This is a genomic window from Hymenobacter armeniacus (assembly GCF_014699055.1).
GTDB lineage: Bacteria > Bacteroidota > Bacteroidia > Cytophagales > Hymenobacteraceae > Hymenobacter > Hymenobacter armeniacus.
Genome location: NZ_JACXAC010000001.1, coordinates 729,036 through 754,965, shown reverse-complemented (window position 1 = coordinate 754,965; position 25,930 = coordinate 729,036). Strand labels below are relative to the sequence as shown.

23 protein-coding genes are annotated in these 25,930 nt (G+C 64.6%); 9 read left to right on the top strand and 14 right to left on the bottom strand.

All coding sequences use genetic code 11. The features are described 5' to 3' along the window. Positions 1–15: 15 nt before the first annotated feature. Positions 16–1,365, bottom strand: coding sequence for a M23 family metallopeptidase (locus IC234_RS03330; protein ID WP_190922404.1), 1,350 nt, complete (start codon positions 1,363–1,365; stop codon positions 16–18). A 141-nt stretch (positions 1,366–1,506) separates the two neighbouring features. Between IC234_RS03330 and IC234_RS03325 the strand changes: the two genes are divergently transcribed. Further along, positions 1,507–2,358: a hydroxymethylglutaryl-CoA lyase gene (locus IC234_RS03325; protein ID WP_190922403.1), complete on the top strand. Its 852-nt coding sequence runs from the start codon at positions 1,507–1,509 to the stop codon at positions 2,356–2,358. A 14-nt stretch (positions 2,359–2,372) separates the two neighbouring features. Beyond that, complete coding sequence (locus tag IC234_RS03320) at positions 2,373–3,116, top strand: (Fe-S)-binding protein (protein ID WP_190922402.1); 744 nt, start codon at positions 2,373–2,375, stop codon at positions 3,114–3,116. Positions 3,117–3,303: 187 nt separating this feature from the next. Here IC234_RS03320 and dapA read toward each other — a convergent pair whose 3' ends face one another. Further along, positions 3,304–4,188, bottom strand: a complete 885-nt coding sequence (dapA, locus tag IC234_RS03315; RefSeq protein WP_190922401.1) for a 4-hydroxy-tetrahydrodipicolinate synthase — start codon at positions 4,186–4,188, stop codon at positions 3,304–3,306. A gap of 132 nt (positions 4,189–4,320) precedes the next feature. Here dapA and IC234_RS03310 point away from each other — a divergent pair, with 132 nt between their 5' ends. Both IC234_RS03310 and IC234_RS03305 read left to right on the top strand, forming a co-directional pair. Beyond that, the gene (locus IC234_RS03310; protein WP_190922400.1) at positions 4,321–5,238 is read left to right on the top strand and encodes a polysaccharide deacetylase family protein; all 918 of its coding nucleotides are present in this window, start codon (positions 4,321–4,323) and stop codon (positions 5,236–5,238) included. Positions 5,239–5,325: 87 nt separating this feature from the next. Beyond that, on the top strand, positions 5,326–5,571 hold the full coding sequence (locus IC234_RS03305; protein ID WP_190922399.1) for a hypothetical protein: 246 nt from the start codon (positions 5,326–5,328) through the stop codon (positions 5,569–5,571). A 67-nt stretch (positions 5,572–5,638) separates the two neighbouring features. Here IC234_RS03305 and ligA read toward each other — a convergent pair whose 3' ends face one another. From ligA to IC234_RS03270, 7 genes are all read right to left on the bottom strand, one after another. Then, a complete protein-coding gene (gene ligA / locus IC234_RS03300) occupies positions 5,639–7,741 on the bottom strand; it encodes an NAD-dependent DNA ligase LigA (RefSeq protein WP_190922398.1) in 2,103 nt (700 codons plus the stop codon). 141 nt (positions 7,742–7,882) lie between these two features. Further along, the gene (locus IC234_RS03295; RefSeq protein WP_190922397.1) at positions 7,883–8,485 is read right to left on the bottom strand and encodes a DUF4920 domain-containing protein; all 603 of its coding nucleotides are present in this window, start codon (positions 8,483–8,485) and stop codon (positions 7,883–7,885) included. 57 nt (positions 8,486–8,542) lie between these two features. After that, complete coding sequence (locus IC234_RS03290) at positions 8,543–9,160, bottom strand: hypothetical protein (RefSeq protein WP_190922396.1); 618 nt, start codon at positions 9,158–9,160, stop codon at positions 8,543–8,545. Positions 9,161–9,309: 149 nt separating this feature from the next. Further along, positions 9,310–10,053, bottom strand: a complete 744-nt coding sequence (locus IC234_RS03285) for a hypothetical protein (RefSeq protein WP_190922395.1) — start codon at positions 10,051–10,053, stop codon at positions 9,310–9,312. A gap of 8 nt (positions 10,054–10,061) precedes the next feature. Continuing rightward, the gene (locus IC234_RS03280; protein WP_190922394.1) at positions 10,062–11,894 is read right to left on the bottom strand and encodes a S8 family serine peptidase; all 1,833 of its coding nucleotides are present in this window, start codon (positions 11,892–11,894) and stop codon (positions 10,062–10,064) included. Positions 11,895–11,965: 71 nt separating this feature from the next. Further along, positions 11,966–13,408 (bottom strand): M20/M25/M40 family metallo-hydrolase, encoded by a 1,443-nt coding sequence (locus IC234_RS03275; protein WP_190922393.1) that lies wholly within the window; start codon positions 13,406–13,408, stop codon positions 11,966–11,968. A 119-nt stretch (positions 13,409–13,527) separates the two neighbouring features. Next, the gene (locus tag IC234_RS03270; protein WP_190922392.1) at positions 13,528–14,151 is read right to left on the bottom strand and encodes a phosphoglycerate mutase family protein; all 624 of its coding nucleotides are present in this window, start codon (positions 14,149–14,151) and stop codon (positions 13,528–13,530) included. A gap of 154 nt (positions 14,152–14,305) precedes the next feature. Between IC234_RS03270 and IC234_RS03265 the strand changes: the two genes are divergently transcribed. The 3 genes from IC234_RS03265 (at position 14,306) to IC234_RS03255 (ending at position 16,734) form a co-directional block, all read left to right on the top strand. Beyond that, positions 14,306–14,986, top strand: a complete 681-nt coding sequence (locus IC234_RS03265) for a response regulator transcription factor (protein ID WP_190922391.1) — start codon at positions 14,306–14,308, stop codon at positions 14,984–14,986. 107 nt (positions 14,987–15,093) lie between these two features. Continuing rightward, a complete protein-coding gene (locus IC234_RS03260; protein WP_190922390.1) occupies positions 15,094–16,473 on the top strand; it encodes a sensor histidine kinase in 1,380 nt (459 codons plus the stop codon). A gap of 24 nt (positions 16,474–16,497) precedes the next feature. Then, positions 16,498–16,734, top strand: a complete 237-nt coding sequence (locus tag IC234_RS03255; protein ID WP_190922389.1) for a hypothetical protein — start codon at positions 16,498–16,500, stop codon at positions 16,732–16,734. A gap of 24 nt (positions 16,735–16,758) precedes the next feature. Here the strand turns inward: IC234_RS03255 and surE are convergent, their stop codons facing one another. Beyond that, on the bottom strand, positions 16,759–17,625 hold the full coding sequence (surE, locus tag IC234_RS03250) for a 5'/3'-nucleotidase SurE (RefSeq protein ID WP_190922388.1): 867 nt from the start codon (positions 17,623–17,625) through the stop codon (positions 16,759–16,761). A gap of 105 nt (positions 17,626–17,730) precedes the next feature. On the opposite strand from surE, the gene IC234_RS03245 reads away from it, so the two are divergent. Together IC234_RS03245 and IC234_RS03240 are read left to right on the top strand one after the other, a co-directional pair. Further along, complete coding sequence (locus IC234_RS03245) at positions 17,731–19,470, top strand: M14 family metallopeptidase (RefSeq protein ID WP_223827438.1); 1,740 nt, start codon at positions 17,731–17,733, stop codon at positions 19,468–19,470. Positions 19,471–19,777: 307 nt separating this feature from the next. Beyond that, entirely contained in the window at positions 19,778–21,589 is a 1,812-nt protein-coding gene (locus IC234_RS03240; protein ID WP_190922386.1) for an alpha-amylase domain-containing protein, read from the top strand. Between the two features lie 93 nt (positions 21,590–21,682). Here IC234_RS03240 and IC234_RS03235 read toward each other — a convergent pair whose 3' ends face one another. The 4 genes from IC234_RS03235 to IC234_RS03220 form a co-directional block, all read right to left on the bottom strand. After that, positions 21,683–22,177, bottom strand: a complete 495-nt coding sequence (locus IC234_RS03235) for a DUF4112 domain-containing protein (RefSeq protein ID WP_190922385.1) — start codon at positions 22,175–22,177, stop codon at positions 21,683–21,685. Positions 22,178–22,248: 71 nt separating this feature from the next. Next, positions 22,249–23,007 carry a COG4705 family protein gene (locus tag IC234_RS03230; protein ID WP_190922384.1) on the bottom strand — a complete coding sequence of 253 codons (759 nt, stop codon included), beginning with the start codon at positions 23,005–23,007 and terminating at the stop codon, positions 22,249–22,251. Between the two features lie 123 nt (positions 23,008–23,130). Continuing rightward, positions 23,131–24,678 (bottom strand): sigma 54-interacting transcriptional regulator, encoded by a 1,548-nt coding sequence (locus IC234_RS03225; RefSeq protein WP_190922383.1) that lies wholly within the window; start codon positions 24,676–24,678, stop codon positions 23,131–23,133. Between the two features lie 132 nt (positions 24,679–24,810). After that, positions 24,811–25,917 carry a vWA domain-containing protein gene (locus IC234_RS03220; protein WP_190922382.1) on the bottom strand — a complete coding sequence of 369 codons (1,107 nt, stop codon included), beginning with the start codon at positions 25,915–25,917 and terminating at the stop codon, positions 24,811–24,813. Positions 25,918–25,930: the final 13 nt, after the last annotated feature.

Below are 25,930 nucleotides of genomic sequence, written 5' to 3'. Positions count from 1 at the left end.
ATGAATTTCAATTTATTATAAAATCATCCAGCCAATTTCATTCTGAGGCCCGCGAACCAAGCTGTAAGCTTTAGACTGACCCAAAACCGCCACCGGCGCATGCGCGGCCAGGGCCCCGACGGCCGGCGCTTCACTCGCCGGGCCGGTCAATAGCTCTTTGCTGGCGGCCAGGTTCAGGCGCCGCAAGGGCGCGTCTTTGGCGCTCACCACGGCTTTGGCAAGCACGTAGCCGGCCTGTCCGCCGGGCGTGAGCACCCGCAGGGCCGCGCCCTGCTGGCCCACCACCAGCAGCGGCTCCTGCGGGGTGAGGCGGGCTACAGGCACACGGCCGGCTCCTTTGACTGGGGCCGAGGTAGGCTGCAGCCAGGCCGCTTCGCGCAGGCGCACAAAGTCGCCCCGGCGGTCGGGGCCCGGCGTGGCCGGGGCGGGGCTTTCGGCGCGGCGCACGAAGGGAAACGGGTCGACGGCGCCGCGGCCGCCGCGGTAGATGCCAAAGTGCAGGTGCGGCACCGTGGTACGGGCATTGCCCGTGTTGCCCACTAGGCCCAGCGTATCGCCGGGCTGCACGCGCTGCCCCGGGCTCACCAGCTGCCGGTCGAGGTGGGCGTAGTAGAGGTGCTCGTTGTGCTCGGCATCGGTGAGCCACACCACGCGGCCGCCCAGCGGGGTTTCGCCGGTGCGCGTCACGTAGCCCGCCACGGCGGCCACGGCGGCGGTACCTCTCGGCGCAAAAATGTCGATGCCCTCGTGTCGGCGGGCGCCCCCGTCGCGGTCCGAACCCCAGAAGCTGCCCACGGCCACATCGGTGCGCCCCTGCACGGGGAACACGCTCAGGCTGGGCTCGCGGCTTACTTTGAGGGTGTAGCGGCCGGCGGCCAGCAACTCGGGCTGCAGGCGCAGCAAGTGCTGGGCGTCGTTTTCGGCCCGGTAGCGGAAATCGAGCACCAAGGTATCGGCGCTGGCAACGGGCAGGGGCACGCGGCCCGGCTCCACCTCAAAAGCGTCCAGAAATACGCGGGCACTGGCGCCAGGGGCCACCGCCAGGCTCACGTGCACCTGCTCGCCGGCGCGCACGGCGTAGCGGTAGCTGGCCGCCAGGGGCCGCTCGGGCCGGAAATAGCCGGTTTCGGCAAAGGGCAGCGTCACCACTAGGGAGTCGCGCAGGGCGTTGTCAGCCGCGGCCAGCCAGGTACGGCCGGCCGGGCGCCGGTCGAGCCCCGCCTGGTGCAGCTGGCGGGCGTAGGCCTCGTGGGGGGTGGCTTTCTGAAACAGGGCCTGTAGGGTTTGCGGCTTGCTGCAGCCGGCCAATCCCAGCAGCACGCCGAATAGCGCGGGCCATAAAAAGCCGGCAAGCAGCCGGGGCATCGGCTGGGGAGTTACTTCATCCATCTTAAATAGCATCCCTCCAAACACCGGGCACCCGGTGGTAGTTCGGCCAACAGCCCTTCCACGGCAAGACCGGGCTACTACCTTTACGCTCCCATTTCGGCCTTCTTCACCCCGCCCATGAAGCTCATCGAATGCCCGCGCGACGCCATGCAGGGCCTCCCCGACTTTATCCCCACGGCCACCAAAACCGCCTACCTCAACGCCTTGCTGCAGGTCGGTTTTGATACGCTGGACTTTGGTTCGTTTGTGTCGCCCAAAGCCATTCCGCAGCTGCGCGACACGGCCGAAGTGCTGGCCGGCCTCGACTTGAGCAGGACCAAAACCAAGCTGCTGGCCATTGTGGCCAACCAGCGCGGCGCCGAAACCGCCGCCCAATATCCCGAAATTGCCTACCTGGGCTTCCCGCTGTCGGTGTCGGAAACCTTCCAGCGGCGCAACACCAACCAGACCACCGAGCAGGCGCTGGCCGACGTGGCCGCCATGCACAACCTCTGCGAGCGCACCGGCAAGCAGCTGGTGGCCTACCTGTCGATGGGCTTCGGCAACCCCTATGGCGATGCCTGGAGCCCGGAAATCGTGACGGATTTCACCGAAAAGCTGGCGGCGCTGGGTGTGCCCATCGTGGCGCTGTCCGATACCATCGGGGCCTCCAACGCCGCTATCATTGCGCCGCTGTTTTCGGCCCTCATTCCCGCGTTTCCGGCCATCGAGTTTGGGGCGCACCTGCACACCACGCCCGGCACCTGGCGCGAAAAAGTGACGGCCGCCTACGACGCCGGCTGCCGTCGCTTCGATGGCGCCATCGGCGGCATCGGCGGCTGCCCCATGGCCGCCGATGAACTGACCGGCAACATGGCCACCGAGAACCTGCTGGATTTTTTAGCTGAGCGCGGCGTTGACGCCGGGCTGGATTTGGCGGCGTTTGCCCGGGCCCGGGAGGCCGCGACCGGGGTGTTTGCGTTTCATTAAGACAAGACCCGGCCATGCCTACAACCGCCGACATCTTCATTCCCTGCTTCGTCGACCAGCTCTACCCCGCCACTGCGCTGAACATGGTGAAGGTGCTCGAACGCGTGGGTGTGCAGGTCAACTACAACCCCGACCAAACCTGTTGCGGCCAGCCGGCCTACAACGCCGGCTACCAGGACCAAAGCCGCGCGGTGGCCGGGAAATTTCTCCAGGATTTCGCCGCGCCTGCGCAGGACCACCAGCGCTTCATTGTCAGTCCTTCGGCTTCTTGCGTGGGCATGGTCCGCAACAGCTACAATGAGCTATTTGCTGGCACCGCCCAGCAGCCCGCCTGCGCCACCGTGCAGCGCCGCATCCACGAACTCACCGAGTTCCTGGTGGATGTACTGGGCATCACGGCCATACCCGGGGCCCGGCTGGAAGGCAAATACACCTACCACGACTCCTGCTCGGCCCTGCGCGAGTGCGGCATCCGGCCGCAGCCGCGCCAGCTGCTCGATGGCGTAGCCGGCCTGAAACGCATCGAAATGGCCGAAACCAGCACCTGCTGCGGCTTCGGCGGCACGTTTGCAGTGAAATTCGAGGCCATTTCGGTGGCCATGGCTCAGCAGAAAGTGGAACACGCCCTCGACACCGGCGCCGACTTCATCGTGAGCACCGACGTGAGCTGCCTCATGCACCTGGAATCCTACATCAAGCGCGAAAAGCTGCCGCTCAAGTGCCTGCACGTGGCCGACGTGCTGGCCAGCGGTTGGTGAGTTAAGTGGTCATTGCGAGCGCAACGCAGCAATCCGTCCTGACAAGGCCAGACACCTCCCTTCACCAAAAAGCCCCGGCGCTGCGCAGTGCCGGGGCTTTCATTTTAGGTTTGTCACAATATTGGGCTGGTCGCTGAGAACAGGACGGATTGCCACGGCCTGCAGCCTCGCAATGACACGCGCTTCCTTACAGTGCTTTCCGAATCCGCTCCTTGAGGCCTTCGGTGGCTTCGAGTAGCGGCAGGCGCACGGCGGCACCGCACACGCCCAGGGCTTCGAGGGCGGCTTTTACGCCCACGGGGTTGCTCTCCTCATACATCAGCGGGTTGAGGGGCAGCAGGCGGAACAGGCCTTCGCGGGCCGTGGCAAAATCGCCAGCCAGGGCGGCGCGGGTCAGGTCGGCAAAGCGCTTGGGGAAGGCGTTGGCCAGCACCGAGATGATGCCTTCGCCCCCGCAGGCAATGAGCGCCGGCGTCAGCACATCGTCGCCGGAGAGCAGCAGGAAGTCCTTAGGCTTGCGCGCGGCAATGGTCAGGCACTGCTCCATCAGCCCGCTCGCTTCTTTGATGCCGATGATGTTGGGGTGGTGCGCGAGGCGCAGCGTGGTTTCGGCGGTGATGTTGGAGGCCGTGCGGCCGGGCACGTTGTAGAGAATGATGGGCACAGGGCTGGCGTCGGCCAGGCGGTGGTAGTGCGCCACCAGGCCGGCCTGGCTGGGCTTGTTGTAGGCCGGGCTGGCCGACAGCACGGCGGCAATGCCGTCGAGGTCGGTGGTGCGCAGGGCTTCCACGGCGGCGGCCGTGTCGTTGCTGCCGATGCCGTACACCAGCGGCACGCGGCCGGCCACGTGCTCTTTGGCGATGCGCAGGAGCTCGGTTTTTTCGTCGGCCGTGGTGGTGGGCGACTCGCCGGTGGTGCCGTTCACCACGAGGTAGTCCACGCCGCCTTCTATGCAGAAATCGAGCAGGCGGCGCCACCCCGCGTAGTCCACCGTAAAGTCGGAAGTGAACGGGGTGATGAGGGCCACGCCGGTGCCATGAAAGAGCGGAAGGCGGGAATTTGTGTTGGTCATGCCGGGCTTTGGGAAGTAGTTTTGTGCAAAGGTAGGGGTGCGTCGCACGCACCCGGCGCGCCATTGCCGGCGACTACTCTCGTTTTTCCTGCCGCCCGCGTGGGCGGACGCGTGCGACGCGGCCCCGTTGCCATGAAATTTCCCTCTGCTTCCCTCCTGCTAGCGGCGCTGTCGCTGGCTGCCTGCGACTCCAAAGTTGCCACCACCGGCGAAACCGCCACCAGCTCCGCCACTGTGGAGGCCGTGGACCCGGCCGCCGCCGAAACCTCCGGCACCAAAGCCACCGCGGCCGACGAGGCCAACGCCGTGCCCGCGCCCGACCCCTCCACTATCCCGGCCGCCAGCGCCGGCAATGCCGCCGCCATTCTGGCCCGGCCGCAGGTGCCCATCCTGTGCTACCACCAGATTCGGGACTGGACCGCGCGTGACTCCAAAGGCGCCAAGGACTACATTGTGCCCATTGCCGCGTTTAAAGCCCAGATTAAAATGCTGGCCGACTCGGGCTACCACACCGTCTCGCCCGACCAGCTCTACGCCTACATGACCACCGGCGCCAAGCTGCCGAGCAAGCCCATCATGCTCACGTTCGACGACACGGATTTGGACCAGTTCACCATCGCCCGGCCCACGCTGGACCAGTACGGCTACAAGGCCATGTACTTCGTGATGACCGTGAGCCTGGGCCGCCCCCACTACATGACCAAGGCCATGGTGAAGCAGCTTTCCGACGAGGGCAACGTCATCGGCTCGCACACTTGGGACCACCACAACGTGAAGAAGTACCAGGGCAAAGACTGGGAAACCCAAATCGACAAGCCCACCAAAACTCTGGAAGAAATCACGGGCAAGAAAATCACCTACTTCGCCTACCCCTTCGGCCTCTGGAACCCGCAGGCTTTCCCGGAGCTGAAGAAGCGCGGCTTCGTGGCCGCCTTCTCGCTGGCCGAGAAACGCGACCAAAACGACCCGCTGTTCACCATCCGCCGCATCATCGCCAGCGGCTACTGGTCGCCCAAGACGCTGCGCAACAACATCGTGCAGAGCTTCTAAGTGACCAAGCCACCTCAGCCTGTGGGAAGGAGAATCGCCGTGGAGGCAGCGTGGTTGCTGGCTTGCTGGGGGTTCTCCTTCTTCTTTATGGCTTGGTTACTCGGGTTCAAGCAGTTGTTGCGGCCTTCGCTGGAAATCCAGATGCACAACACCTACTTCATCGTGCCCGGGGCTCTGCTACCGCTGCCATTTTTCCTGCTGGAAGCCTCGCTGGTAACCGGCATTCGAATGGCGTTAGGCCGGCTTAATGACAGACTTGTCGTCATCATTTTTGCGCTGCTGACGGTGCTGCTGGCCGGTTTGATTTTTTGGCTTACGCATTCAATTCATTAAAACCCGTAGCACAAAAAAAGGCCCGTACAGCTTCTGTACGGGCCTTTTTTTATGTGACTAATCGGCATCAAAACAACGACCCTTGCACGCCAGGCCCCGAAGTAGCTGGTGCATCAATGGCTTCATCAGCGGCCGGGGCTTCGTCCGGATTGGGCAGCAGCGCCATCAGCTCGCTTTCCGAAATGATGGGGACTTTGAAGCCCAGCGCCTTTTCGCGCTTGGCGGGGCCCATGTTGTCGCCGGCCACCAGGTAGCTCAGCTTCTTGCTGATGGAGCCCGTGATTTTGCCGCCGTTCGAGATGATGAGCTGCTGCAGCTCGTCACGGCTGTGGTTTTCGAACACGCCGGAAATCACGAAGGTGAGGCCCGCCAGCCGGTCGGAGGCCGGCACTGGCGCCTCGCCGGTCACGGCCAGCTGGACGCCGGCGGTGCGCAGGCGCTCAATTAGCTCGCGGTTTTCGGGCTGCTGAAACCAGTGCGCCGCCTGTGCGGCAATCACGCCGCCCACTTCGGGCACGGCGGCCATTTCTTCGGCCGAGGCCGCCATCATGGCGTCGATGCTGCGGTAGTGCGCGGCCAGCTTCTGGGCCACGGTTTCGCCCACGTAGCGGATGCCCAGCCCAAACAACACCCGCGGAAACGGCACCTGCTTGCTGGCCTCGATGCCGGCAATGAGGTTGTCGATGCTTTTCTCGCCCAGGCGTTCCAGCGTCACCAGCTCGGCGCGGCGGGCCGGCAGGTCGTAGATGTCGGCCACCGTTTTCACCATGCCCAGCTCAAAAAAGCGGCCCACCGTTTCGGCGCCCAGGCCGTCGATGTTCAGCGCCTTGCGCGACACGTAGTGCTCCAGCCGTGCCTTGAGCTGCGGCGGGCAGCCCCGCTCGTTGGGGCAGCGGAAATGGGCCTCGCCCTCGGGCCGCACCAGCGGCGTGCCACAGGCCGGGCACTCGGTGGGGTATTGGATGGGAACAGCCTCCGCAGGACGTGCCGAGAGGTCAACGCCCGTGATTTTGGGGATGATTTCGCCGCCTTTCTCCACGTAAACGGTATCGCCGAGGCGCAGGTCGAGCAGCTCAATCTGGTTGGCGTTGTGCAAGGTGGCGCGTTTCACCACGGTGCCGGCCAGCGGCACGGGCGTGAGCATGGCCACGGGCGTCACGGCGCCGGTGCGGCCCACGTTGTAAATCACTTCGTTGAGGCGGGTGCGGGCGGCCTCGGCCGGGTACTTGTAGGCAATGGCCCAGCGCGGGCTCTTGGCAGTGTAGCCCAGCTGGTCCTGCTGACGCAGGTCGTCTACCTTAATGACAATGCCGTCGGTGGCCACGGGCAGCTCAAAGCGCTTTTTGGCCCAGTGGTGCACAAAATCAAGCACTTCCTCAATGCCGGAAGCGCGGCGCCAGGTATCCGATACTGGCAGGCCGTAGCGGCTTAGGGCTTCCAAGGCGGCGCTGTGGCTGCTGAAATGGCGGCCCGGCGTGAGCAAGGCGTAGGCGTAGAAGCGCAGCTTGCGGGCGGCTACCTGGCTGGAATCCTGCAGTTTGAGGGTGCCGCTGGCGGCGTTGCGCGGGTTGGCCAGCAGGGCTTCGCCGTTTTGCTCGCGCTCGGCGTTCAGCTCCGCAAACACGGGCAGGGGCATAAACACCTCGCCGCGCACTTCGAAATCCTGGGGCTGGTCGGGGCCGGGGCGCAGGGCCAGCGGCAGCGTTTTGATGGTGCGCACGTTGGCCGTCACCACGTCGCCGCGGGTGCCGTCGCCGCGCGTCACGCCCTGCGTGAGCTGGCCGTGCTCGTAGCTCAAACTCATGGCCACGCCGTCAAACTTCAGCTCGCACACGTAGCTGTAGGGCGCGCCTTCCAGCCCGCGCTGCACCCGCTCGTCGAACTCGCGCAGGTCGTCCTCCGAGTACGTGTTGCCCAGGCTGAGCATCGGAAAGCGGTGCACCGCCGTCGGAAATTGCTTGGTAATGGTGCCGCCCACCCGGCGCGTGGGCGAGTTGGGCTGGGCCAGGTCCGGGTGCGCGGCTTCGAGCTGCTGCAGTTCGGCCAGCAGTTGGTCAAATTCCTGGTCCGATACTTCTGAAGTGTCGTTTTGGTAATACTGGTGGTTGAGGTGGTGCAGGCGCTCGGTGAGGGCTAGGATGCGCTGGTGAACGTCGGGGGTATCGGGCATGAGTGGGGCGCCAGATGGGGGCAAAAGAGGTCAGGGATTCTACTGGCGCAAGCTACGCCAGCGTTTTTACTTGCGTTACGCAACAAAAAAGGCCACCTCCGCGGGTGGCCTTTCTACTTCTTTCAAGCTCAGGGGCTAATGTTAGTTCACCACGCGCACGCCGTCGGCCATAAAAGTGAGCTGCTGCTCGTCTTGAGTGATGGCGGCAACTTCTTTTTCCGACTTGCCGGCGTCCTTGGCGTAATGCTGCAGCTCCGACTTGGGCACCGTGCTGCGGTAGGCCCAGCCGCTCACCACCACGTCGTGGCCGCTCAGGTCTTTGGGCACAAAAAAGCCGTAGTCCTTGAAGCGGACGCGCATTTCTTTGCCGTCGGCGGTGGGCAGCGTCATCCAGCAGCCTTTGGCTTGGCACACGGCCGAGGCCTTGCCCACCAGCTTCACCTGGGCCGAGTCGCGGGCGCCGAGGGCGGTATTCAGGGCCGTCATGGGCAGGGCGCCGTCGGGGCTGATGGCGGCGCCGTAGGTCTGGCCGGGAGCTACGGGCGCGATGCTGGTGCTGCTGTGGTTTTCTTCGCCGGCTTCTTCCTCCTCGCCCGAACCCTTGGGCACTTCGGAGTTATGGCCATTCACTTCTTCCTGGCCCTGCTCCACGGGCAGCACGGGGTTGATGGGGGCCGAAGGCACAAACCGGATGTACAGCAAGATGGCCACTAAAACGGCAACGAACGAAAGAAAGAACTTCATGGGGAAAAGCAACAGAGAAACGGTGGAATTTCAGGAAATCAAGCTTCTTCAAGCCTGTTATTGACTGATGATGACGGCTTTGCCCAGCTTGCGGGCAAAGGCGATGCGGTGCTCGGCCCCGCCGGCGCCCACAAAGTCGAAGCCCACGGTGGCGGGGTCTTCGCGCAGGGCGGCCCAGGTTTTGGTGTCCATCTCGGCGGGCTGCTCGGCCCCGGGCGCCACGGCCGGCTGAATGAAGTGGCCGTCGGCAAAGAAGTTGTTCATGCCCTGCAGAATGGCAATTTCCTGGTCGCGCACGCTGGCGGCCCGCGGGTCGGCCAGTGCCTTCTCGCTAAGCAGGGCGCGGGCCGGCAGCACTTCGTGGCGCAGGGTGTCGCCCTTGCTGTTGGTCACGATGAGGTGGGCCTGGGCCGTAATGACGCGGGGCCCGCGCAGCTGCAAAATGAAGTTGTCGGGCGCGGCCGGGTTCGAGAAAGCGTGGGTGGTACTCACCGTGTTGAGCACGGTCTTGTTGCTCACGCGCACGCGGGAGCCAGCCGGCGGCGGCGTGTAGGTAGTGCGTGGGTCGGCAGACGAGGAGCTCACTTCCCGCTCGGTGCTGACGCAGGAAGAAAGTTGAACGAGGCCCGCGGCCAGCACTAACACGGCCGCGGCTTTAAAGGAAGGAGTTTTCATGTAGAAATACCGGCGCTCGAAGTGGCCGGATGCACGAAGGTAAGGGAGGAAAATGGCGCTATGGCTATACGCGCCACCAGCCGCCACGCGGCCAGCGCACTTTTTACGACAAACCCCAGCCCGAAGATTTAGCGGGCCGCACATCGCCGCTAAAACAGGCCGATTTCCAGGCCCAGCACCCAGCGGGGCAGCTCGGGCCAGGCAGCGTAGGCCGGTGCAAACGCGGGCGTGAAGCGGCGCCGCGCCACAAGGGCGTAACGGTCGATGCCGAGGCGGGCGCCCCCGGTGCCGGTCCAGCGGCGCAGGTAGGGCAAGCCGCGCTCGGTGGTTTCGACGGAGCCGATGCCGGGGCCGGGCTCGTCTTCGGTGGTGTGGCTGGTGCCGGCCACCCAGCCGCCGCCCGCCAGTAGGTCGAGGTAGCGCCCCACCGAATTGCCGCGCCGGCCCGCATTGAAGCGCAGGCTGGTTTCGGCATACACTTGATGCAGGCCCAGGCTTTCGCGGCGGTGCAGCGTGGGCGTGGGCACGGTTTTGCCGGGCGTCTGGTCCAGGTCGAGGTGCTGGTAGGCGTAGCCAAGGTCAAAATTCAGGGCCAGGCTTTGAGAGAAGCGCACCTTGAGGCGCCCGCCCGTCCGCAGTTCGGCCGAGCCCAGCCCGTAGCGCACCGGCGTGCCCGCGCTGCCCGCCAGCAGCCCGTAGCCGAAGTAGCCGTGCGCGAAATAGCGCCGGTTGGGCCCGAACGTGGTTTTAATGGTATCGTCGGCCACGTTGGCCTGCACCAGCACTTGCTGGGCCCGCACCTCGGGCCGCGCCAGCAGGGCCAGCAGCAAGCCCGTCAGCATCACCATCCGGTGCCTTGACGCGGCGGCCTTGCGTTGAAAGTAGGATGCCATTGCCTTGCTCATTCTGAATAGCTTCCGGTATAGCCCTTAAAGTGCACCCGCAGCACCTCCCCGCCGCGCAGCAGCCGGCGCGGCACCTGCAGCACCAGGCGCTGGGTCACGGCGCGGGCTTCGTAGCGGTGCAGCACGCCGCGGCGGTCGGCCAGGTTCCAGTACAGGTAGGCCGGGTAGTTGGGCTCGGGCAGGGGCGCCAGCGGGGTGCTGCCGCCGGGTACGGGCTGCTCGCGGCCCACGCGGGGGGTGTTGCCATCGGCCGGGGCCTTGTCATCGGCCAGCAGTTCGGCCGCCAGCACCGCGCCGTTTTGGTCGGCCATGAGCGGCAGCACCTCGGCGGGCCGCACGGCCGCCTCGGCCCGGATGACCACAGCCACCAAGCTGTCGTGCGGCACAAAATCGAAAGAAGGTGCGGCGGCCAGCAAGCCCTTGCCCGGGCTGAAGCGCGCAAACCGCGGCCGCCCGTAGCCGTGCGCGTAGTCGTAATACGGGTACAGCTCCGCCGCCTGCTCCAGGGCCCGAAACAGCTGCATGGCCGTGAGCTGGCGCTGCTGCTGCCACAGGCAGGCCGCCAGCCCGGCCAGCAGCGGCGACGAGAACGAGGTGCCTTCCAGCCGCTCGTAGTCGTCGGTGGTGGTGGTGAGCACAATGCCGAAGGCCGCCACGTTGGGCTTGGGCCGGCGGTCGGCGGTGGGGCCGTAGGAACTGAAGTCGACGTGCAGGCCGGTTTCGGGGTCGAGCCCGCCCACGGCCAGCACCGAGTCGGCATCGGCCGGCGTGCCGATGCGCACCCAGTCGTTGTCGCCGTCGTTGCCGGCGGCGCTGACCACCAGCATGCCTTTGCGGGCGGCCAGGTTGGCGGCCCGCGCTATCAGGCTGCGGCGCCCGTCCATGTGCTCAGGAAAATAGCGCTGCTCCGTGTAGGCCAGCGACGAGTTGATGATGTCGGCCCCGAGGCGGTCGGCCCACTCCACGGCGGCCAGCCAGGCTTCTTCTTCGGCGTAGCGCTCGCGGTGCAGTTGCTCGGTGCGCGCCAGCAGGTAGTTGGCGGCCGGGGCCAGGCCCAGGGCGGGGCCTACCGGGCTCTCGGGCCGGCCGGGCAGGCGGCCGGCCAGGCAGCCCATTACCTCGGTGCCGTGGCTGCCGCCCAAAAACACGTTGTCGCTGTTGCGCAGAAAGTCGTGGGTGGCCACAATGCGCTTGTCGGCCACCAGCTGCTGAAACGCCGGATGGTCGGGCAGCCCCCGAAAGCCCACGTCAAACACCGCAATGCGCATCCCGCGCCCATCGAGGCCGGCGGCGCGCAGGGCCGGGCCGTCGAGGTGGGCGGTTTGCCGTCGGGCCAGCAGGTAGTCGTTGGCCGACAATGGTTTGGGAGGATGCGGCCCGGTAGGAGCCGCGGCCGCTGCGGGCGCCGAAAACCGCGCCGCCTGCGCCTGCCGCACCGGCCACGGGCTGACAGCCCGCACGCCGGGCAATTTCTGCAAGGCCCGCGCCTGTGCGGCCGTGGCCCGGCACGCCACGGCATTAAACCAGCGGCTCACCAGCGTCACGGTGTCAACGCCAGCGGCCACGGCGGCCACGTAATCGGCCCGCACGGGCAGGTCGGTGGCATCGAAGGCGGGCAAGTGCTGGCGGGCGCGGCGGGCCTGTGCTTCGGCCGAGAAGTACTGACCAGCGTCGAAGCGCACCCCGGTTTTGTCGCGCAGCGTCACCCAGTACCGGGCCACGGGCTCGGCGCTTCTCCCCTGCCCGGCGGCGGGCCGGGCCAGCGCCGGGAGCAGCAGCACGCCCGCGCCCAGGCATCGCCACAGCTTGTTAAAAGACCTTTTGTTCACAGTTGGGTTCTCACGTTTCCTAGCTCCTGACCCATCCGCTGGCCGGTTTGTTTGCTGGTGACGGCCGCCGGCTACAGCCCGTATTTGCTCAGCAGGTAAATCAGGGAGGCCATGCTGGCGCCGCCCAATTCCAGCTCGCGGCGGTTCACCTTGTCGAAGGTATCGGCGGCCGTGTGGTGAATGTCAAAATAGCGTTGCGAGTCGCACTTGTAGCCGATGAGGGCCTTGGGCTGCACGGCAGCTTTCAGGGGCTCAATGTCGGTGCCGCCGTGGCCGGCGGTGATGTCGTCGACATTATAAGGCTTGAGCAGCGGCGCCCAGCTGGCCACTTTGGCCAGGGTGGCGGCGTCCGACTCCAACCCGAACCCGCGCGGTGTGAAGCCCCCGCCGTCCGACTCGATGGCGGCCACGTGAACTTCCTTGTTCTGAGCGGCCAGGCGGGCGTATTCATTGCCACCGCGGGCGCCGTTTTCCTCGTTCATAAACAGCACCGCCCGCACGGTGCGCTCGGGCTTGTAGCCAGCAGCGCGCAGCAGGCGCAGCGCCTCAATACTTTGCACGCAGCCGGTGCCGTCGTCGTGGGCGCCCTGCGCCAGGTCCCAGGAGTCGAGGTGGCCGCCCACGGTGATGATTTCCTGCGGGAACTTGCTGCCCCGGATTTCGCCCACCACGTTGTAGCTTTTCTCGTCGGGCAGGGTGGTGCACTCCATTTCCAGCTCAAACTGCAGCTCGGGGTTGGCTTTCAGCAGCTGGCTGAGCTGGTCGGCGGCGTTGGTGCTGAGGGCGGCGCCGGGCACCTTGGCCACGGCCGGGTCGTACTGCATGGTGCCCGTGTGCGGGTTGTCGTCGCGGGCGCTGGTGAGGGAGCGCACCAGGGCACCCACGGCGCCGCGCTTGGCTGCCTCGATGGCGCCGCTGCGGCGCTGGTCGCCGGCGCGGCCGTAGGCGGCGCCTGGCTCAATCAGAGCGTCGTCGAATGGCCGGTTGTAGAACACGAATTTGCCTTTCACGGAGGCGTCGGGCAGCTTTTTCAGCTCGTCGAAGCTGTGCACTTCCACCACGCCGGCCTTGAGCTTGCCGCCGGTGCCCACCGAGCCGCCCAGCGCGCACACCGGCACCTTGATTTCCTTGCCCTTGTTGCCCACAATTTCGCCCTTTTCCTTGCCGCGCACCCAGTGCGGCACCATCACCTCCTGCAGGTACACGCGGTCGAAGCCGGCTTTTTCCATGGTGGCTTTGCCCCAGTCCACGGCCATTTGGGCCTGCGGCGAGCCCGACAGGCGCGGGCCGATGTTGCCGGTGAGGTAGCGCAGGTTCTCGTAGCTCTCGCCGCGCAGCAGGGCTTCGTCGAAGATTTTGCGCAGCGCCACCGAGTCGGTGCGGTCCACTTTGGCAGCCGCGAGAGCGGCAACGGCGGGCCGGGCTTTTTTGCGGGATTGCGCGTGGGTAGCTGGGGCGCCGAGCACCAGGGCAGCGCTGGCGCACAGAAAGGTTTTGAGAGCGAGGTTGGGCATGGGGCGAAACCGGATTACGCCGGCAAGTCGCGCCGGGCAAACGCGAAAGTACGGCGGGGCACCGGCCCGGCCCGTCCGGCCGCGTCGGTGCCCCGCGCAAACACTCGAAAAATCGAAAATTACTTCATGGGCGCCACCGGAGCCATGGCGGCCGGAGCGGCTTTGGTCTTGCCGGCGGGCTTGCGCTCGGCGCCGTAGCCGCGCACTTCGGCCGTGGGCGACACGCCCTCGGCCACGCGCACCGTGAACAGGTAGTCGTATTCGTTTTCGCCGATTTCGTCCACCGGCGGCACGGCGCCAAAGTCATCGACGAGCGACAGGACGTTGTTGGAATGGCCCACGATGACCACCGACTTGCCGGCGTACTCTTTCAGGATGAGGTCGGCGAGGTCGCGGCCCCGGCGCGGGTCGTATTCCTTGGGTTCCAACTTGGTGGCGGCGGCCAGCGGAGCCAGGGTGGCGCGGGTGCGCATGGTGTTGGTGGTGAAGAGCGCGGCGGGGTGGCGGCGCTCCAGGGCTTGGCGCAGGGCCTGGGCCCGCACCTGGCCCACGGCCGACAGCGTGGGGTCGGCGGGGTTAGAGGTGGAATCCTTTTCGGCGTGGCGCACGATGTAAATCGTCGTTACGATGGGTTTCGCCTTGGTTTTAGGGGCGGCTTTGGTTTGGGCGGCCACCGGGCGGCTGGCAAAACCGGCCAACACGGCCAGCAAAACAAGAAAACGGAAAGGAAAACGTGCAGTCATGGGAGAAGAATGGGCTACGGGTTGCCCGAGCAAATTACGCCACAATCCCGAATGGTTTTCTGCCGGAGCGCGAATTTGCTTCATGTGCGCTTCAGGCCGCCGTGGCGTATGTTGCACCCGTTAACCTCATTCCGCCCCTTACCCGCCCCACGCCATGCACGTCCTGCTCATCGAAGACGAAAAAAGCCTGCACCAGGAAATGCGTCAATTCCTGCTCCAGGCCCAGTATTTGGTCGATTCGGCCTACACCTACGCCGAAGCCTCGGAGAAGCTGTACGTGAGCAGCTACGACTTCGTGCTCCTCGACCTGGGCCTGCCCGGCGGCGATGGCCTCGACCTGCTCAAGGAAGCCCGCCTCAACGAAAACCAGGAGGCCTCCTTCATCATCCTCACCGCCCGGGGCGCGCTCGACGACCGCATTCGCGGCCTCGACCTCGGGGCCGACGACTACCTGCCCAAACCCTTTTCGCTGCTGGAGCTCACCAGCCGCATGCAGGCCATCACGCGCCGCAAATTCAACCTGAAGCGGCCCGAAATCACCTTCGGCCACGGCTTCAGCATGGACCCCAACGCCCGCCTGGTGCGCCACGGCGGCCAGGAAGTGCCCCTCACCAAAAAGGAGTTCGACCTGCTGCACTACCTGCTGCTGCACCGCGGCCGCGTGCTCACGCGCCTGCAGCTGGGCGAGCACCTGTGGGGCAACGTGCTGGAAGACGATTCCGATTCCAACTACATCGACGTGCACATCAAGAACGTGCGCAAGAAGCTGGCCCAGTTCGGCCCGGCCGACTTCCTCGAAACGGTGCGCGGCATTGGTTACCGCGCGGCGGAGTAGTTGGCAATGGGCGAATGGGCGAATGAGTAAATGGGCGGATGGGCTGTAGCACTACCGCTGTTGTCTTCGCCCATTCGCCCATTCACTCATTCATCCATTGCCAAAAGATGCGTCTCGAAGCCAAGCTGGCCATTTCGAATGCCGTTTCCAAGCTGCTGCTGGTGCTGCTGGGGGTGCTGGTCATTCCGCCCATTGTGCAGCGCGTGGCCGTGGCCCACACCGACTACCGCCTGCGCGACCAGCAGCGGCGGGTGCTGGCCCTCATTGCCCGCGACGGTTTGGTGGCGTTTGAGCGGGGCGAGCGCGCCGAAACCTACGCCGACTACAACATCTTCAAGCAGGAATACATCACCGTGACGCCGCTGCCGGCGGGCGCGCCGCTGCCGCCCGAGCGCATTTTCGAGGAGCCCCGGCAGGTGGACGAGCAGGTGGAAGACTTCCGCATCCTGAGCTTTGCCCGGCCGCCCGGCGGGGCCGCCCGGCGGGCGTTTCGCCTCGAAATCGGCTCTTCGCTCGAAACCGTGGAGCTGCTCACGGCCACCCTGCGGCAGCTGGCGCTGTGGGTGCTCATTGCCGCGACGCTGCTCACGGTGGTGTCCGACGCCGCCGTGGCGCACTACCTGCTGGCCCCTCTGCGCGAGCTCATCGTGCGCAAGCTGCGGGGCATTCGCCAGCCGTCGGATTTTAACTTTGAACCCGTTGAAACTGATACCACTGACTTCCGCCGGCTCGACGACCGGTTGAACTCCTTGATGCGGCAGGTGCAGTCGGCTTTCGCCAAAGAACGGGAGTTTATGAGCAACGTGAGCCACGAGCTGCTCACCCCGGCCAGCATCCTGCAGTCGCGCTTCGAGAACATGCTGCAAGACCCCACCCTGCCCGAGGTGCACGCCCAGCAGATTGTGGAATCGCAGCGCACGCTCTACCGCCTGCGCAACACCGTGCGCACGCTGCTGCTCATCGCCAACATCGAAAACGAGCAGTACCTGCGCGAAGAGCCCGTGGCGCTGGGCGCCGTGGTGGCCGACGTGGCCGAGGAGCTGGACGACCGCCGCCAGCAGCGCGACATCACCCTGGAAGTGGACCTGACCGGCAACGACGTGCGCCCGCGGGCCAACGCCAGCCTGATGCACACGCTGCTGCGCAACCTGCTGTCGAACGCCATTAAATACAACCGCGAAGGCGGCCACATCCGGGTGGTGGGGCGGGCGGGGCCCGAGGGTAGCTACACCTTGCGGGTGGAAGACACCGGCCCGGGCATTGCGGCCGACCACCTCCCCTACCTGTTCGACCGGTTTCGGCGCTTTCACGCCAACGCGCCGGGCTCGCCCGAGGGCTACGGCCTGGGCTTGCCAATTGCCAAAACCATTGCCAGCTTTCACGGGGCCACGCTTCGGGCCGAGTCGGAGCTGGGCCAGGGCACGGCGTTTGTGCTGGAGTTCGGGCCCGAAGCCGGGTCGGCGGTCGGGTTCATGCCCTCTTCATAGGAGTGAAAGTAACTTCGGGGAGTTATGGAATTCCCCGTGCAAATTCTGCTGAAACTACTGATTTCGGGCCTGTTGCTCGTCGTCGCCATCGCCGTGACCGTCGAGCTGGTGGCCGTGCATCGGCTGGGTGCCGGCACCGCAACTACGGCCACCGCCCACCCCGTGGTGGTGCGCAAAGCGGCCCACGTGCCCATGCCCACCAAGCTGGTGCGGCCCCTGCCGGCCCCGAAGCGCCTTGCCCGCCACCACGCCGGCTCCTGACGGCCCCGAGCGGACTACCCGTGGCTACTCCGGCGCGGCCACTCCGTAGTCCTGGGCCGCAATGGGCTGGGGTGCCGAGGCGTCCTCGGTGGCCATGGGCAGCGGCAGCTGCCACTGCTGGCTGAGGTGGGCCAGGCCGTGGGCGGCGGTGAGGTCGAACTGGCACGGCACCACCGACACGTAGTTGTGCGCCAGCGCCCACTCGTCGGTGTCGGTGCCGTGGTCGAGGTTGACGAACGAGCCGATGAGCCAGTAATAGGGCCGCTGGTAAGGGTCGAGGCGGCGGTCGAACTCCTCCTGCCACTTGGCGCGGGCCTGCCGGGCCAGGCGCAGGCCGGCAATGGGCGTGTCGGAGTTCTTGGGAATATTCACGTTCAGGGCCGTGCCGGTGGGAATGCCGTGCGTGAGGGCGTGGCGGCACACCTGGCTCACCCACTCGGCCACGTGCGAAAAGTCGGCGTTGGGGCCGTATTCGCACAGCGAAAAGCCCACGGCGGGCAGGCCCTCAATGGCCGCTTCAATGGCCGCCGACATGGTGCCCGAATACAGCACGTTCACGGAAGCGTTGGAGCCGTGGTTGATGCCGGACACCACGAGGTCGGGCGTGCGGTCCTTTAGCACGTAATGTTTGGCGATTTTCACGCAGTCGGCCGGGGTACCGGAGCACTCGTAGGCCTCCACGTCGGGTCCGAAGACCGGATTTTTGGTGAGGCGCAGGGCGTGGCCGATGGTGATGGCGTGCCCCATGCCCGACTGCGGGGCGTCGGGGGCCACCACCACTACTTCGGCGCCCAGCGCCTGCACAATCTCGACGAGGTGGCGAATGCCGGGGGCGGTAATGCCGTCGTCGTTGGAAACCAGAATCAGGGGGCGAGCGGGGGCGTCGGACATGAAGCAGCAAATGGGTGATGCGGCCAAAGGTACGGCGCGCGTAGGGCGTGGTTCGGGTTTTGGAGTGAATTTGCGGCCATGTTTGCTCTCCTTCTTGCTTCGCTGATGACCCTTTCCCCCACTCCGCCGGCCGCCGCGTGGCGCACGCCCTTCGAAAACGACCCCGCCGGCAACACCACGGCCACCTATGCGGAGTGCATCGGCTACTACCAGAAGCTGGCCGCCGCCTACCCGCAGCACCTGCACCTGGCCGAGGCCGGCCCCACCGACGCCGGCTTGCCCTTGCACGAGGTGGTGCTCAGCCCCGACGGCGACGCCGACCCGGCCAGCACGCGCCGCAAAAACCGGCGCATTCTGTTCATCCAGAACGGCATCCACCCCGGCGAGCCCGAGGGCATCGACGCCAGCATGATGCTGGCCCGCGACCTGATGCAGCAGAAAAACCTGCAGAAGCTGTTGGGCAACGTGACGGTGGTCATCGTGCCCGTGTACAACATCGACGGCATGCTGAACCGCAACGCCACCACCCGCGTGAACCAGAACGGCCCGGCCGAATACGGCTTCCGCGGCAACGCCCGGCACCTGGACTTGAACCGCGACTACATCAAGCAGGAATCGCGCAACGCCCGCTCGTTTGCGGCCCTGTTTCAGAAATGGCAGCCCGATGTGTTTGTGGAAACCCACACCTCCAACGGCGCCGACTACCAGTACACCATGACGCTCATTGCCACCCAGCACAGCAAGCTGGCGCCGGCGCTGGGCACCTACCTGCAGGGCCAGCTGCTGCCGGCTCTCTACAAGGGCATGGAGCAAAAGAAGTGGCCCATGACGCCCTACGTGGACTTTGAGGGCAAAACCCCGGAAAGTGGCTTGCAGGCATTTCTGGAAACGCCCCGGTACTCGACGGGCTACGCGGCCCTGTTCAACACCATTGGCTTCATGCCCGAGACGCACATGCTCAAGGCCTTCGCGCCCCGCGTGCATTCGACCTATGACTTCCTGAAAACCATGCTCGAAACCGTGGGGCAGCAGGCGCCCGCGCTGGCGGCAGCCCGCGCCCAGGCCGCCGCCGACATGGCGGCCCAAACCCGGTTTCCTCTGGGCTGGGAGCTGGACGACAGCCAATACGAAACGGTGCAGTTTCGCGGCTACGAGGGCAATACGAAGCCCAGCGAAGTGAGCGGCCAGCCCCGCCTCTACTACGACCGCGCCGCGCCCTTCATCCGGCCGGTGAAGTACTTCAACACTTTTTTGCCAACGGTATCGGCCACCCGGCCCACCGCCTACCTCATTCCCAGAGCCTGGGCCGAAGTGGTGGAGCTTTTGCGCCGCAACGGGGCCACGCTGGAGCCGCTGGCCACCGAGGTGACGGTGCCGGTTGAAACCTATTATTTCGAAGATTTTAAAACCACTTCCAAGCCCTTCGAGGGCCACTACGTGCACAGCCAGGTGCGGCTGCGCACGGTGCGTGAAACCGCCAGCTTCCAGCCCGGCGACTTTGTGGTGTACCTCAACAACGCGGCCCCCATTCGCTACTTGATGGAAACCCTGGAGCCGCAGGCCACCGACTCGTTCTTTGCCTGGGGCTTCTTCGACAGCGTGCTGCAGCAAAAGGAGCATTTCTCCGACTACGTGTTCGAGGACCTGGCCGCCGACCTGCTGCGCCGCGACGCCCCGCTGCGCGACCGGCTGGAAAAGCTCAAAAAGGACAACCCCGCCTTTGCTGCCAACGGCCCTGCCCAGCTCGAATGGGTGTACTTGAACTCGGCCTTTCACGAGCCGGGCCACAACCGCTACCCGGTGGTGCGTTGGCTGGGCCAAGGCCGCGTGGAAGCGGCGCGCTGAGCGCCCGCTTGAGCAGCAGCGCAATGATGCCGACAACAGCAGGCGAAAAAACAGCGTGCAATTTCTTCTAGCAATAAAAACACAATTTCTGCAGCCGTTTCGCACCAATGCTTGGCATACAGAAAATATTTTGCGGAGGTTTTTACAAAAATTGCAATTACGAATATCTCAGCCAGATGAAAACTGGCAATGATGCAATCGTTTGCACTGACTTTTATTAATTTCTAAAAAGCCAGAATTCTGCACGTCAGTGGCTTGGGAGTGGCGCTCTACCTTGGAGGCCAACATTCACCATTCCCACCACTTTATGACAAACTTTTTGCGCGGGGTCACCCGTTTTTCGTTCGCTGCCAGCCTGCTGCTAGCCGGCTGCGCCAAGGAGGCCACCCAGCCCAACGCGGGCCTGCCCGTAGCCGTGGCCCCCACCACCGCCAACGCCACCGTGGCCAACGGCGTGATGATGCAGGGCTTCTACTGGGACGTGCCCACCACCACCCCCGCCGGCACCTGGTGGCAAAACCTGGGCAGCAAAGCCACCGAGCTCGGCCAGGCCGGCATCACGGCCGTGTGGCTGCCGCCGGCCTACAAAGGCTCGGGCGCCCTCGACGTGGGCTACGGCGTGTATGACCGCTACGACCTGGGCGAGTTCAACCAGAAAGGCACCGTGGCCACGCGCTACGGCACGCTGGCCCAGCTGCAAAGCGCCATTGGGGCGCTGCACGGGCAGGGCGTGCAGGTGTATGAGGACATGGTGATGAACCACTTCACCTCGGCCGATGCGCAGGAGCTGGCCAACGGCCAGTACAACGTGTACACGAGCTTCACCTACCCCGGCCGGGGCAACACCTACAGCAGCTACCAGTGGCACTGGGGCAACTTCACGGCCACACAGCAGGCGCCCAACAACGGCTGGTACCAGTGGAAGGCCTACGACTTCCAGCCCTACGCCAACGGCGACGCCTACGACAACCTGCTCGGCTCGGAAATCCAATACAACGGCAACACGGCCAACGTGAACGAAACCATCAGCTGGGGCAATTGGATTACGACCAAGCTTGGGCTGGATGGCTACCGCCTCGACGCCACCAAACACATCTACACGCCTTTCCTGAACCAGTGGCTGGACGCGGTGAAGGGCACCAGCGGCCGCTTTGCCGTGAGCGAGGCCTGGTTCCGCAACCTCACGGACCTGAACAACTACGCCGCCGCCACCGGGGGCCGCACCAGCCTCTTCGACGTGCCGCTGCACTACACGTTTCAGGACATGAGCAACGGCAACGGCGCCTGGGACATGCGCGGCCTGCAGTTTGCGGGCTTCACCGAGGCCAACGGGCCGCTGTCGGTGTCGTTCGTCGACAACCACGACACCGACCAGCAGGGCGGCGCACTCTACTCGCCGGTGGTGAACCTGAAGATGCTGGCCTACGCCTACATCCTGACCCGCGAAAAAGGCTACCCCTGCGTGTTTTACCGCGACTTTTACGAATACGGCCTGGGCGCGCAGATTAAGAAGCTCATCGCCATTCGCAAGGCCAACGCCTACGGCGCGGCCAACGAATACACCAGCGTGAACGACGCCAACGTGTATGCCTACTCCCGCGCCGGCGACGCCACCCACAAAGGCCTGCTCCTGCTGCTGAACGACGGCAGCACGGCCGCCAGCAAGGGCATCACCACGCCCTTCGCCAACGCCACCCTCACCGACGCCACCGGCAACAACGCGGGCAGCATCACCACCAACGCCAGCGGCTACGCCGTGTTCCCGGTGGGGGCCCGCTCCTACGCCGTGTGGGTGCCCGGCGGCACCACCACGCCGCCCGCCACCGGCACCACGGCCGTGCAGTTCAACGTGACCTACAGCAACACCGTGACCGGCCAGGACGTGTACGTGCTGGGCAGCACCGCCCAACTCGGCGCCTGGAACACGGCCAATGCCATCAAGCTCAGCGGCGCGGCCTACCCCAAGTGGAGCGGCACCATCAACCTGACCAGCGGCACGAGCGTGCAGTTTAAATACATCCGCAAGGACGCGGCCGGCAACGTGCTCTACGAAGGCGGCTCGAACCGCGTGTTCACGCCCACCGGCACCAGCCAAGTGCGCAACGATACCTGGCAGTAACGCCAACAAGCCTTCGCTCTTCTGACAACAAAAAAGGCTGACCTTTCGGGTCAGCCTTTTTTGCTTTTACAGGACATTTTAAGCCGCAGGTGGCTATTGATTGAAGAAATGCCAGCCCCAGCGCAGCAGCTCGTAGCTGCCCCACCCCACCAGCGCCACTACCGCAGCCAGGAAAAGCAGCAGGAGCAGCACCAGGCCCTTGCCGCTGCCGGTGTGCCGGCCTTCGGCGTAGTGGGCGCGCAGCAGGGCCACGTTGCGCTCGTTGCTTTTATAAGCGAAGTCGAACAGGTTGCCGAGGATGGGAATGCCGCCCACTACGGTATCGAGCAGGATGTTGAAGGCCATGCGCACCACCAGCGCCCCGCTGGCGCCGTGCCGGAACATGGTCAGGAGCAAGGCCACCGACACCACGGTGGTCGATAAGTCGCCGACTATAGGCAGCAGGCCCAGCAGCGGGTCGAGCCCGAAGCGGAAGCGGGTGCCGGGCAGCGCGAACTGGCTGTCCATGAGCCGGGCAATGCGCTCGACCCAGCGCAGGCGCTCGTCGGCGTCGAAGGAAGAAGGGGCGGACTGAGTACGGGGGAACATGGCGCGGACTTTCGGGGCTGTACGTAATCAGTAGCTAAATGACGGCCGAGAGCACGAAACGAGAAACCACCCTAGCGAATCGGAGCAAGCGTGTCGCCCGCGCCCGTTGGCTTACGCCGAAAGGTTTCGTAGAGCACCAGCGCCACCAGCAGCCCAAACAGAATGAGCGACGCGCCCTGCGTGCCAAAGCCCAGCCCCTGCTTCTCGGTGGGCTTGGTGAGCAAGTCGCCGAATGTGGCCCCAAACGGCCGCGTGAGCACAAAGGCCAGCCAGAACAGCAACACGCGCGACACGGGGGTGAAATAATATGCCAGCACCAGCACGGCCAGCGCGCTGCCAATCAGCAGGGCCCCACCGCCGAAGCCCAACCCGGAATCATCGGCCAAGAAGTCGCCCAGCGCCGTGCCCAGCGTATTCGATACCAGAATGGCCGCCCAGTAAAATACCTCCCCCGTGCGCGTCCGGATGTCGGTAACCGACAACGACCGTTCGCGCAGCCACCACAAGCCCAGAATCAGCCCCAGCAGCGACACCAGCAGCAGCGAGCCCATGGCGTAACCCAGGCCCAGGGTGCGGTCCATGTAGTCGGATATGGTGGTGCCGGCCGTGCTCGTGGCTAGGATGGTGGCCCAGTAAAGCGCCGGAATGTAGCGCGACACCGCCAGCTGCCCCGCCAGCACCACCAGAAACAACCCAATGAGAATCAGCGAGCTGGTGCCATAGCCCACCTTCATGGTTTGGGCCAACTGGTCGCCGGCGGTTTCGCCCAGCGTGGTCGCGCAAATCTTCATTATCCAAAAGAGCAGGGTGACTTGCGCGATTTTTTTCATGGGAAGGAAATTGGTCGCGGGGTGTACGCAGTGGACGGCGCGCAAGCTGCCTGGCCCACAAAAAAGCCCCGCTGCCACCCAAAGGCGACAGCGGGGCTTTGCATTCACAGCAGCCGGTGCCGTTTACCGGCGGCGGCGCGGCTTCTCCTCCTCTTCGTCCTCGTCGTCATCATCCCCAAAGCTGGGCATGGTGAACATCGAGGACAGCAAGTCCTTAAACTGCGCGCCGCTGGTGAGGCGGTTGCGCGAAATCAGGCTATGCTCGCTCAGGCCGTGGAGCAGGAATTCCATAAGGAAGTAGGTGTGCTCGGGCGTTTCGTTGGGGTGCAGCTCGGTCACGATGTCGCGCAGGCCGGGCACCTGGTCGAGGGCCTTGCGGTAGTCCTCGGTGCTGGCGTCGTGCAGCAAGTCCAGCGTATGGCCGTTGCCGAACCACTCCTGCACCGTTTTGTAGGGCGAAGGGCGGTTCTTGAGCTTCTTGCTCTTGTCGGGGTCGGGGAAGTAGTTCAGGAACAGCGTGCGGATGGCCTTGCCCATCAGCTTCTCAGCCACGATGCCCGCGCCTTCCTGCTCGCCCTCGTACACCAGTTCCACCTTGCCCGTCACGGCGGGCACGGCCGAAATGAAGTCGCCCAGGCGCACGTAGGTGTTGCTTTCGCCGTTCACCAGCGCCCGGCGCTCGGCGCCCGCAATCACCTGCTCGTAGGCCGAGATGGTGAGGCGGGCCGACACGCCCGACTTGGCGTCCACGAACTCGGAGCCGCGCGCCTCCACGGCCACCTGCTCCACCAGGTCGTGGATGACCTCGTTGCTCGTCACCATGCCCTTCTGCTCGTCTTTGATGCGGGCTTCCTGCTTGGTGATGCGCTTGCCAATTTCGATGGATTTCGGGTAGTGCGTGATAATCTGCGCGTCAATCCGGTCCTTGAGCGGCGTCACGATGCTGCCCCGGTTGGTGTAGTCCTCCGGGTTGGCCGTGAAGACAAACTGGATATCGAGCGGCAGCCGCACCTTGAAGCCCCGAATCTGGATGTCGCCTTCCTGCAAAATATTGAACAGTGACACCTGGATGCGCGCCTGCAAGTCGGGCAATTCGTTAATCACGAAAATGCCGCGGTGCGCCCGCGGAATCAGGCCGAAGTGAATCACCCGCTCGTCGGAGTACGGCAGTTTCAGCGTGGCGGCTTTGATGGGGTCGGCGTCGCCGATGAGGTCGGCCACCGACACGTCGGGCGTGGCCAGCTTCTCGGTGTAGCGCTCGTCGCGGTGCACCCAGGCCACGGGCGTGGCGTCGCCGTGCTCGGCAATGAGGTTTTTGGCGAATACCGACAGCGGCTGCAGCGGGTCGTCGTTCAGCTCCGAGCCGGCCACCACGGGCATGTAGTCATCGAGCAGGTTGATGAGCAGGCGCGCAATGCGGGTTTTGGCCTGGCCGCGCAAACCCAGCAGGTTGATGTGGTGCCCGGCCAGGATGGCGCGCTGCAGTTCCGGAATCACGGTTTCGTCGTAGCCGAAGATGCCGGGGAAAACGTCCTCTTTCACGCGCAGCTTGCGGATGAGGTTTTCCCGCAACTCGGCCTTCACCGAGCGGGATTTGTAGCCAGACTTTTTCAGCTGGCCCAGGGTGGTGATGTGGGCAAAATGGTTGGTTGGAAGCTGGTCGTTGGCCATGAACGGGGTTTAGTTGTCATCCTGAGCAGCGCGAAGGACCTTATCACGTCCGCGCCGTTTGCATTATGAGAGCTGACAAAAGCAACCGTGATAAGATGCTTCCTTCGTCAGCATGACAGAAAAAAATGGAAATTACAGCGTCTTACGCCGGTTTTTTTTGTAGTCCTCGAACACCAGGTGCCCCAGCCCTTTCAGGCCGGAATAATACGCCTTGCCCTGGTTCACCTCCGTAAATTCCTCCACGAACTTCTGCAGATACGGGTCGGAGGTAATCATGAACGTGGTAATGGGAATTTTGACGCGGCGGGCGGCGGCAGCCAGGTTCAGGGTCTTGTTCACCACTTTGCGGTCGAGGCCGAAAGCGTTTTTGTAATAGCCGTTGCCTTCTTTCAGGCAGGTAGGCTTGCCGTCGGTAATCATGAAAATCTGCTTGTTGGGCGTCTTGCGCTTGCGCAGCAGGTCCATGGCCAGCTCCAGGCCGGCCACGGTGTTGGTGTGGTAGGGCCCCACCTGCAGGTAGGGCAAGTCCTTGATTTCAATCTGCCAGGCATCGTTGCCGAACACGATGACGTCGAGGAAATCCTTGGGGTACTTCTGCTTCACCAGCTCGGCCAGGGCCATGGCCACCTTCTTGGCCGGCGTGATGCGGTCCTCGCCGTAGAGTATCATCGAGTGCGAGATGTCAATCATCAGCACGGTGCTGGTCTGGGACTTGTGCTCGTTTTCGCGCACTTCCAGGTCGCCCTCGGTCAGCATGAAGTCGTCGCCGCTCAAGCCGTGGTTGAGCTGGGCGTTGCGGATGGATTCGGACATCTGAATCTGCTCCAGCGAGTCGCCAAAGCGGAATTCGCGCAGGTCGGTGCTTTGTTCGTCGCCCTGGCCGGTGTGGGGCGTGCGGTGGTTGCCTGTGCTGCTCTTTTTCAGCTTGCCGAAAATCTCCTCCAGCGCACTCTTGCGAATGCCCTGCTCGGTTTTGGGCGTAATCTTGAATTCGCCCTTTTCCTGCTCATTCTCATCGATGTAACCCTTTTTCTTGAGGTCATCAATGAAATTGCCCATGCCGTAATTGTCGTCGGTGAGGCCGTACTGCTTGTCGAGCTCGTTGAGCCAGGACAGCGCCTCGCCCACGTCGCCGGAGGTGATGGTAACCAGCTGCATGAACAGCTTAAACAACGACTCGAAGCCCTTTTCGGGCTGGTCTTCGGGCACAAAATCGCGGAAGCGGAAGCCAACGGCCATAATATTCTTCTTT

Bases quoted from the DNA above. Each gene is read 5' to 3' on its own strand.
- IC234_RS03330 (WP_190922404.1), bottom strand. From the start codon at position 1,365: ATGCCCCGGCTGCTTGCCGGCTTTTTATGGCCCGCGCTATTCGGCGTG.
- IC234_RS03325 (WP_190922403.1), top strand. From the start codon at position 1,507: ATGAAGCTCATCGAATGCCCGCGCGACGCCATGCAGGGCCTCCCCGAC.
- IC234_RS03320 (WP_190922402.1), top strand. From the start codon at position 2,373: ATGCCTACAACCGCCGACATCTTCATTCCCTGCTTCGTCGACCAGCTC.
- dapA (WP_190922401.1), bottom strand. From the start codon at position 4,188: ATGACCAACACAAATTCCCGCCTTCCGCTCTTTCATGGCACCGGCGTG.
- IC234_RS03310 (WP_190922400.1), top strand. From the start codon at position 4,321: ATGAAATTTCCCTCTGCTTCCCTCCTGCTAGCGGCGCTGTCGCTGGCT.
- IC234_RS03305 (WP_190922399.1), top strand. From the start codon at position 5,326: ATGGCTTGGTTACTCGGGTTCAAGCAGTTGTTGCGGCCTTCGCTGGAA.
- ligA (WP_190922398.1), bottom strand. From the start codon at position 7,741: ATGCCCGATACCCCCGACGTTCACCAGCGCATCCTAGCCCTCACCGAG.
- IC234_RS03295 (WP_190922397.1), bottom strand. From the start codon at position 8,485: ATGAAGTTCTTTCTTTCGTTCGTTGCCGTTTTAGTGGCCATCTTGCTG.
- IC234_RS03290 (WP_190922396.1), bottom strand. From the start codon at position 9,160: ATGAAAACTCCTTCCTTTAAAGCCGCGGCCGTGTTAGTGCTGGCCGCG.
- IC234_RS03285 (WP_190922395.1), bottom strand. From the start codon at position 10,053: ATGGCATCCTACTTTCAACGCAAGGCCGCCGCGTCAAGGCACCGGATG.
- IC234_RS03275 (WP_190922393.1), bottom strand. From the start codon at position 13,408: ATGCCCAACCTCGCTCTCAAAACCTTTCTGTGCGCCAGCGCTGCCCTG.
- IC234_RS03270 (WP_190922392.1), bottom strand. From the start codon at position 14,151: ATGACTGCACGTTTTCCTTTCCGTTTTCTTGTTTTGCTGGCCGTGTTG.
- IC234_RS03265 (WP_190922391.1), top strand. From the start codon at position 14,306: ATGCACGTCCTGCTCATCGAAGACGAAAAAAGCCTGCACCAGGAAATG.
- IC234_RS03260 (WP_190922390.1), top strand. From the start codon at position 15,094: ATGCGTCTCGAAGCCAAGCTGGCCATTTCGAATGCCGTTTCCAAGCTG.
- IC234_RS03255 (WP_190922389.1), top strand. From the start codon at position 16,498: ATGGAATTCCCCGTGCAAATTCTGCTGAAACTACTGATTTCGGGCCTG.
- surE (WP_190922388.1), bottom strand. From the start codon at position 17,625: ATGTCCGACGCCCCCGCTCGCCCCCTGATTCTGGTTTCCAACGACGAC.
- IC234_RS03245 (WP_223827438.1), top strand. From the start codon at position 17,731: ATGACCCTTTCCCCCACTCCGCCGGCCGCCGCGTGGCGCACGCCCTTC.
- IC234_RS03240 (WP_190922386.1), top strand. From the start codon at position 19,778: ATGACAAACTTTTTGCGCGGGGTCACCCGTTTTTCGTTCGCTGCCAGC.
- IC234_RS03235 (WP_190922385.1), bottom strand. From the start codon at position 22,177: ATGTTCCCCCGTACTCAGTCCGCCCCTTCTTCCTTCGACGCCGACGAG.
- IC234_RS03230 (WP_190922384.1), bottom strand. From the start codon at position 23,007: ATGAAAAAAATCGCGCAAGTCACCCTGCTCTTTTGGATAATGAAGATT.
- IC234_RS03225 (WP_190922383.1), bottom strand. From the start codon at position 24,678: ATGGCCAACGACCAGCTTCCAACCAACCATTTTGCCCACATCACCACC.
- IC234_RS03220 (WP_190922382.1), bottom strand. From the start codon at position 25,917: ATGGCCGTTGGCTTCCGCTTCCGCGATTTTGTGCCCGAAGACCAGCCC.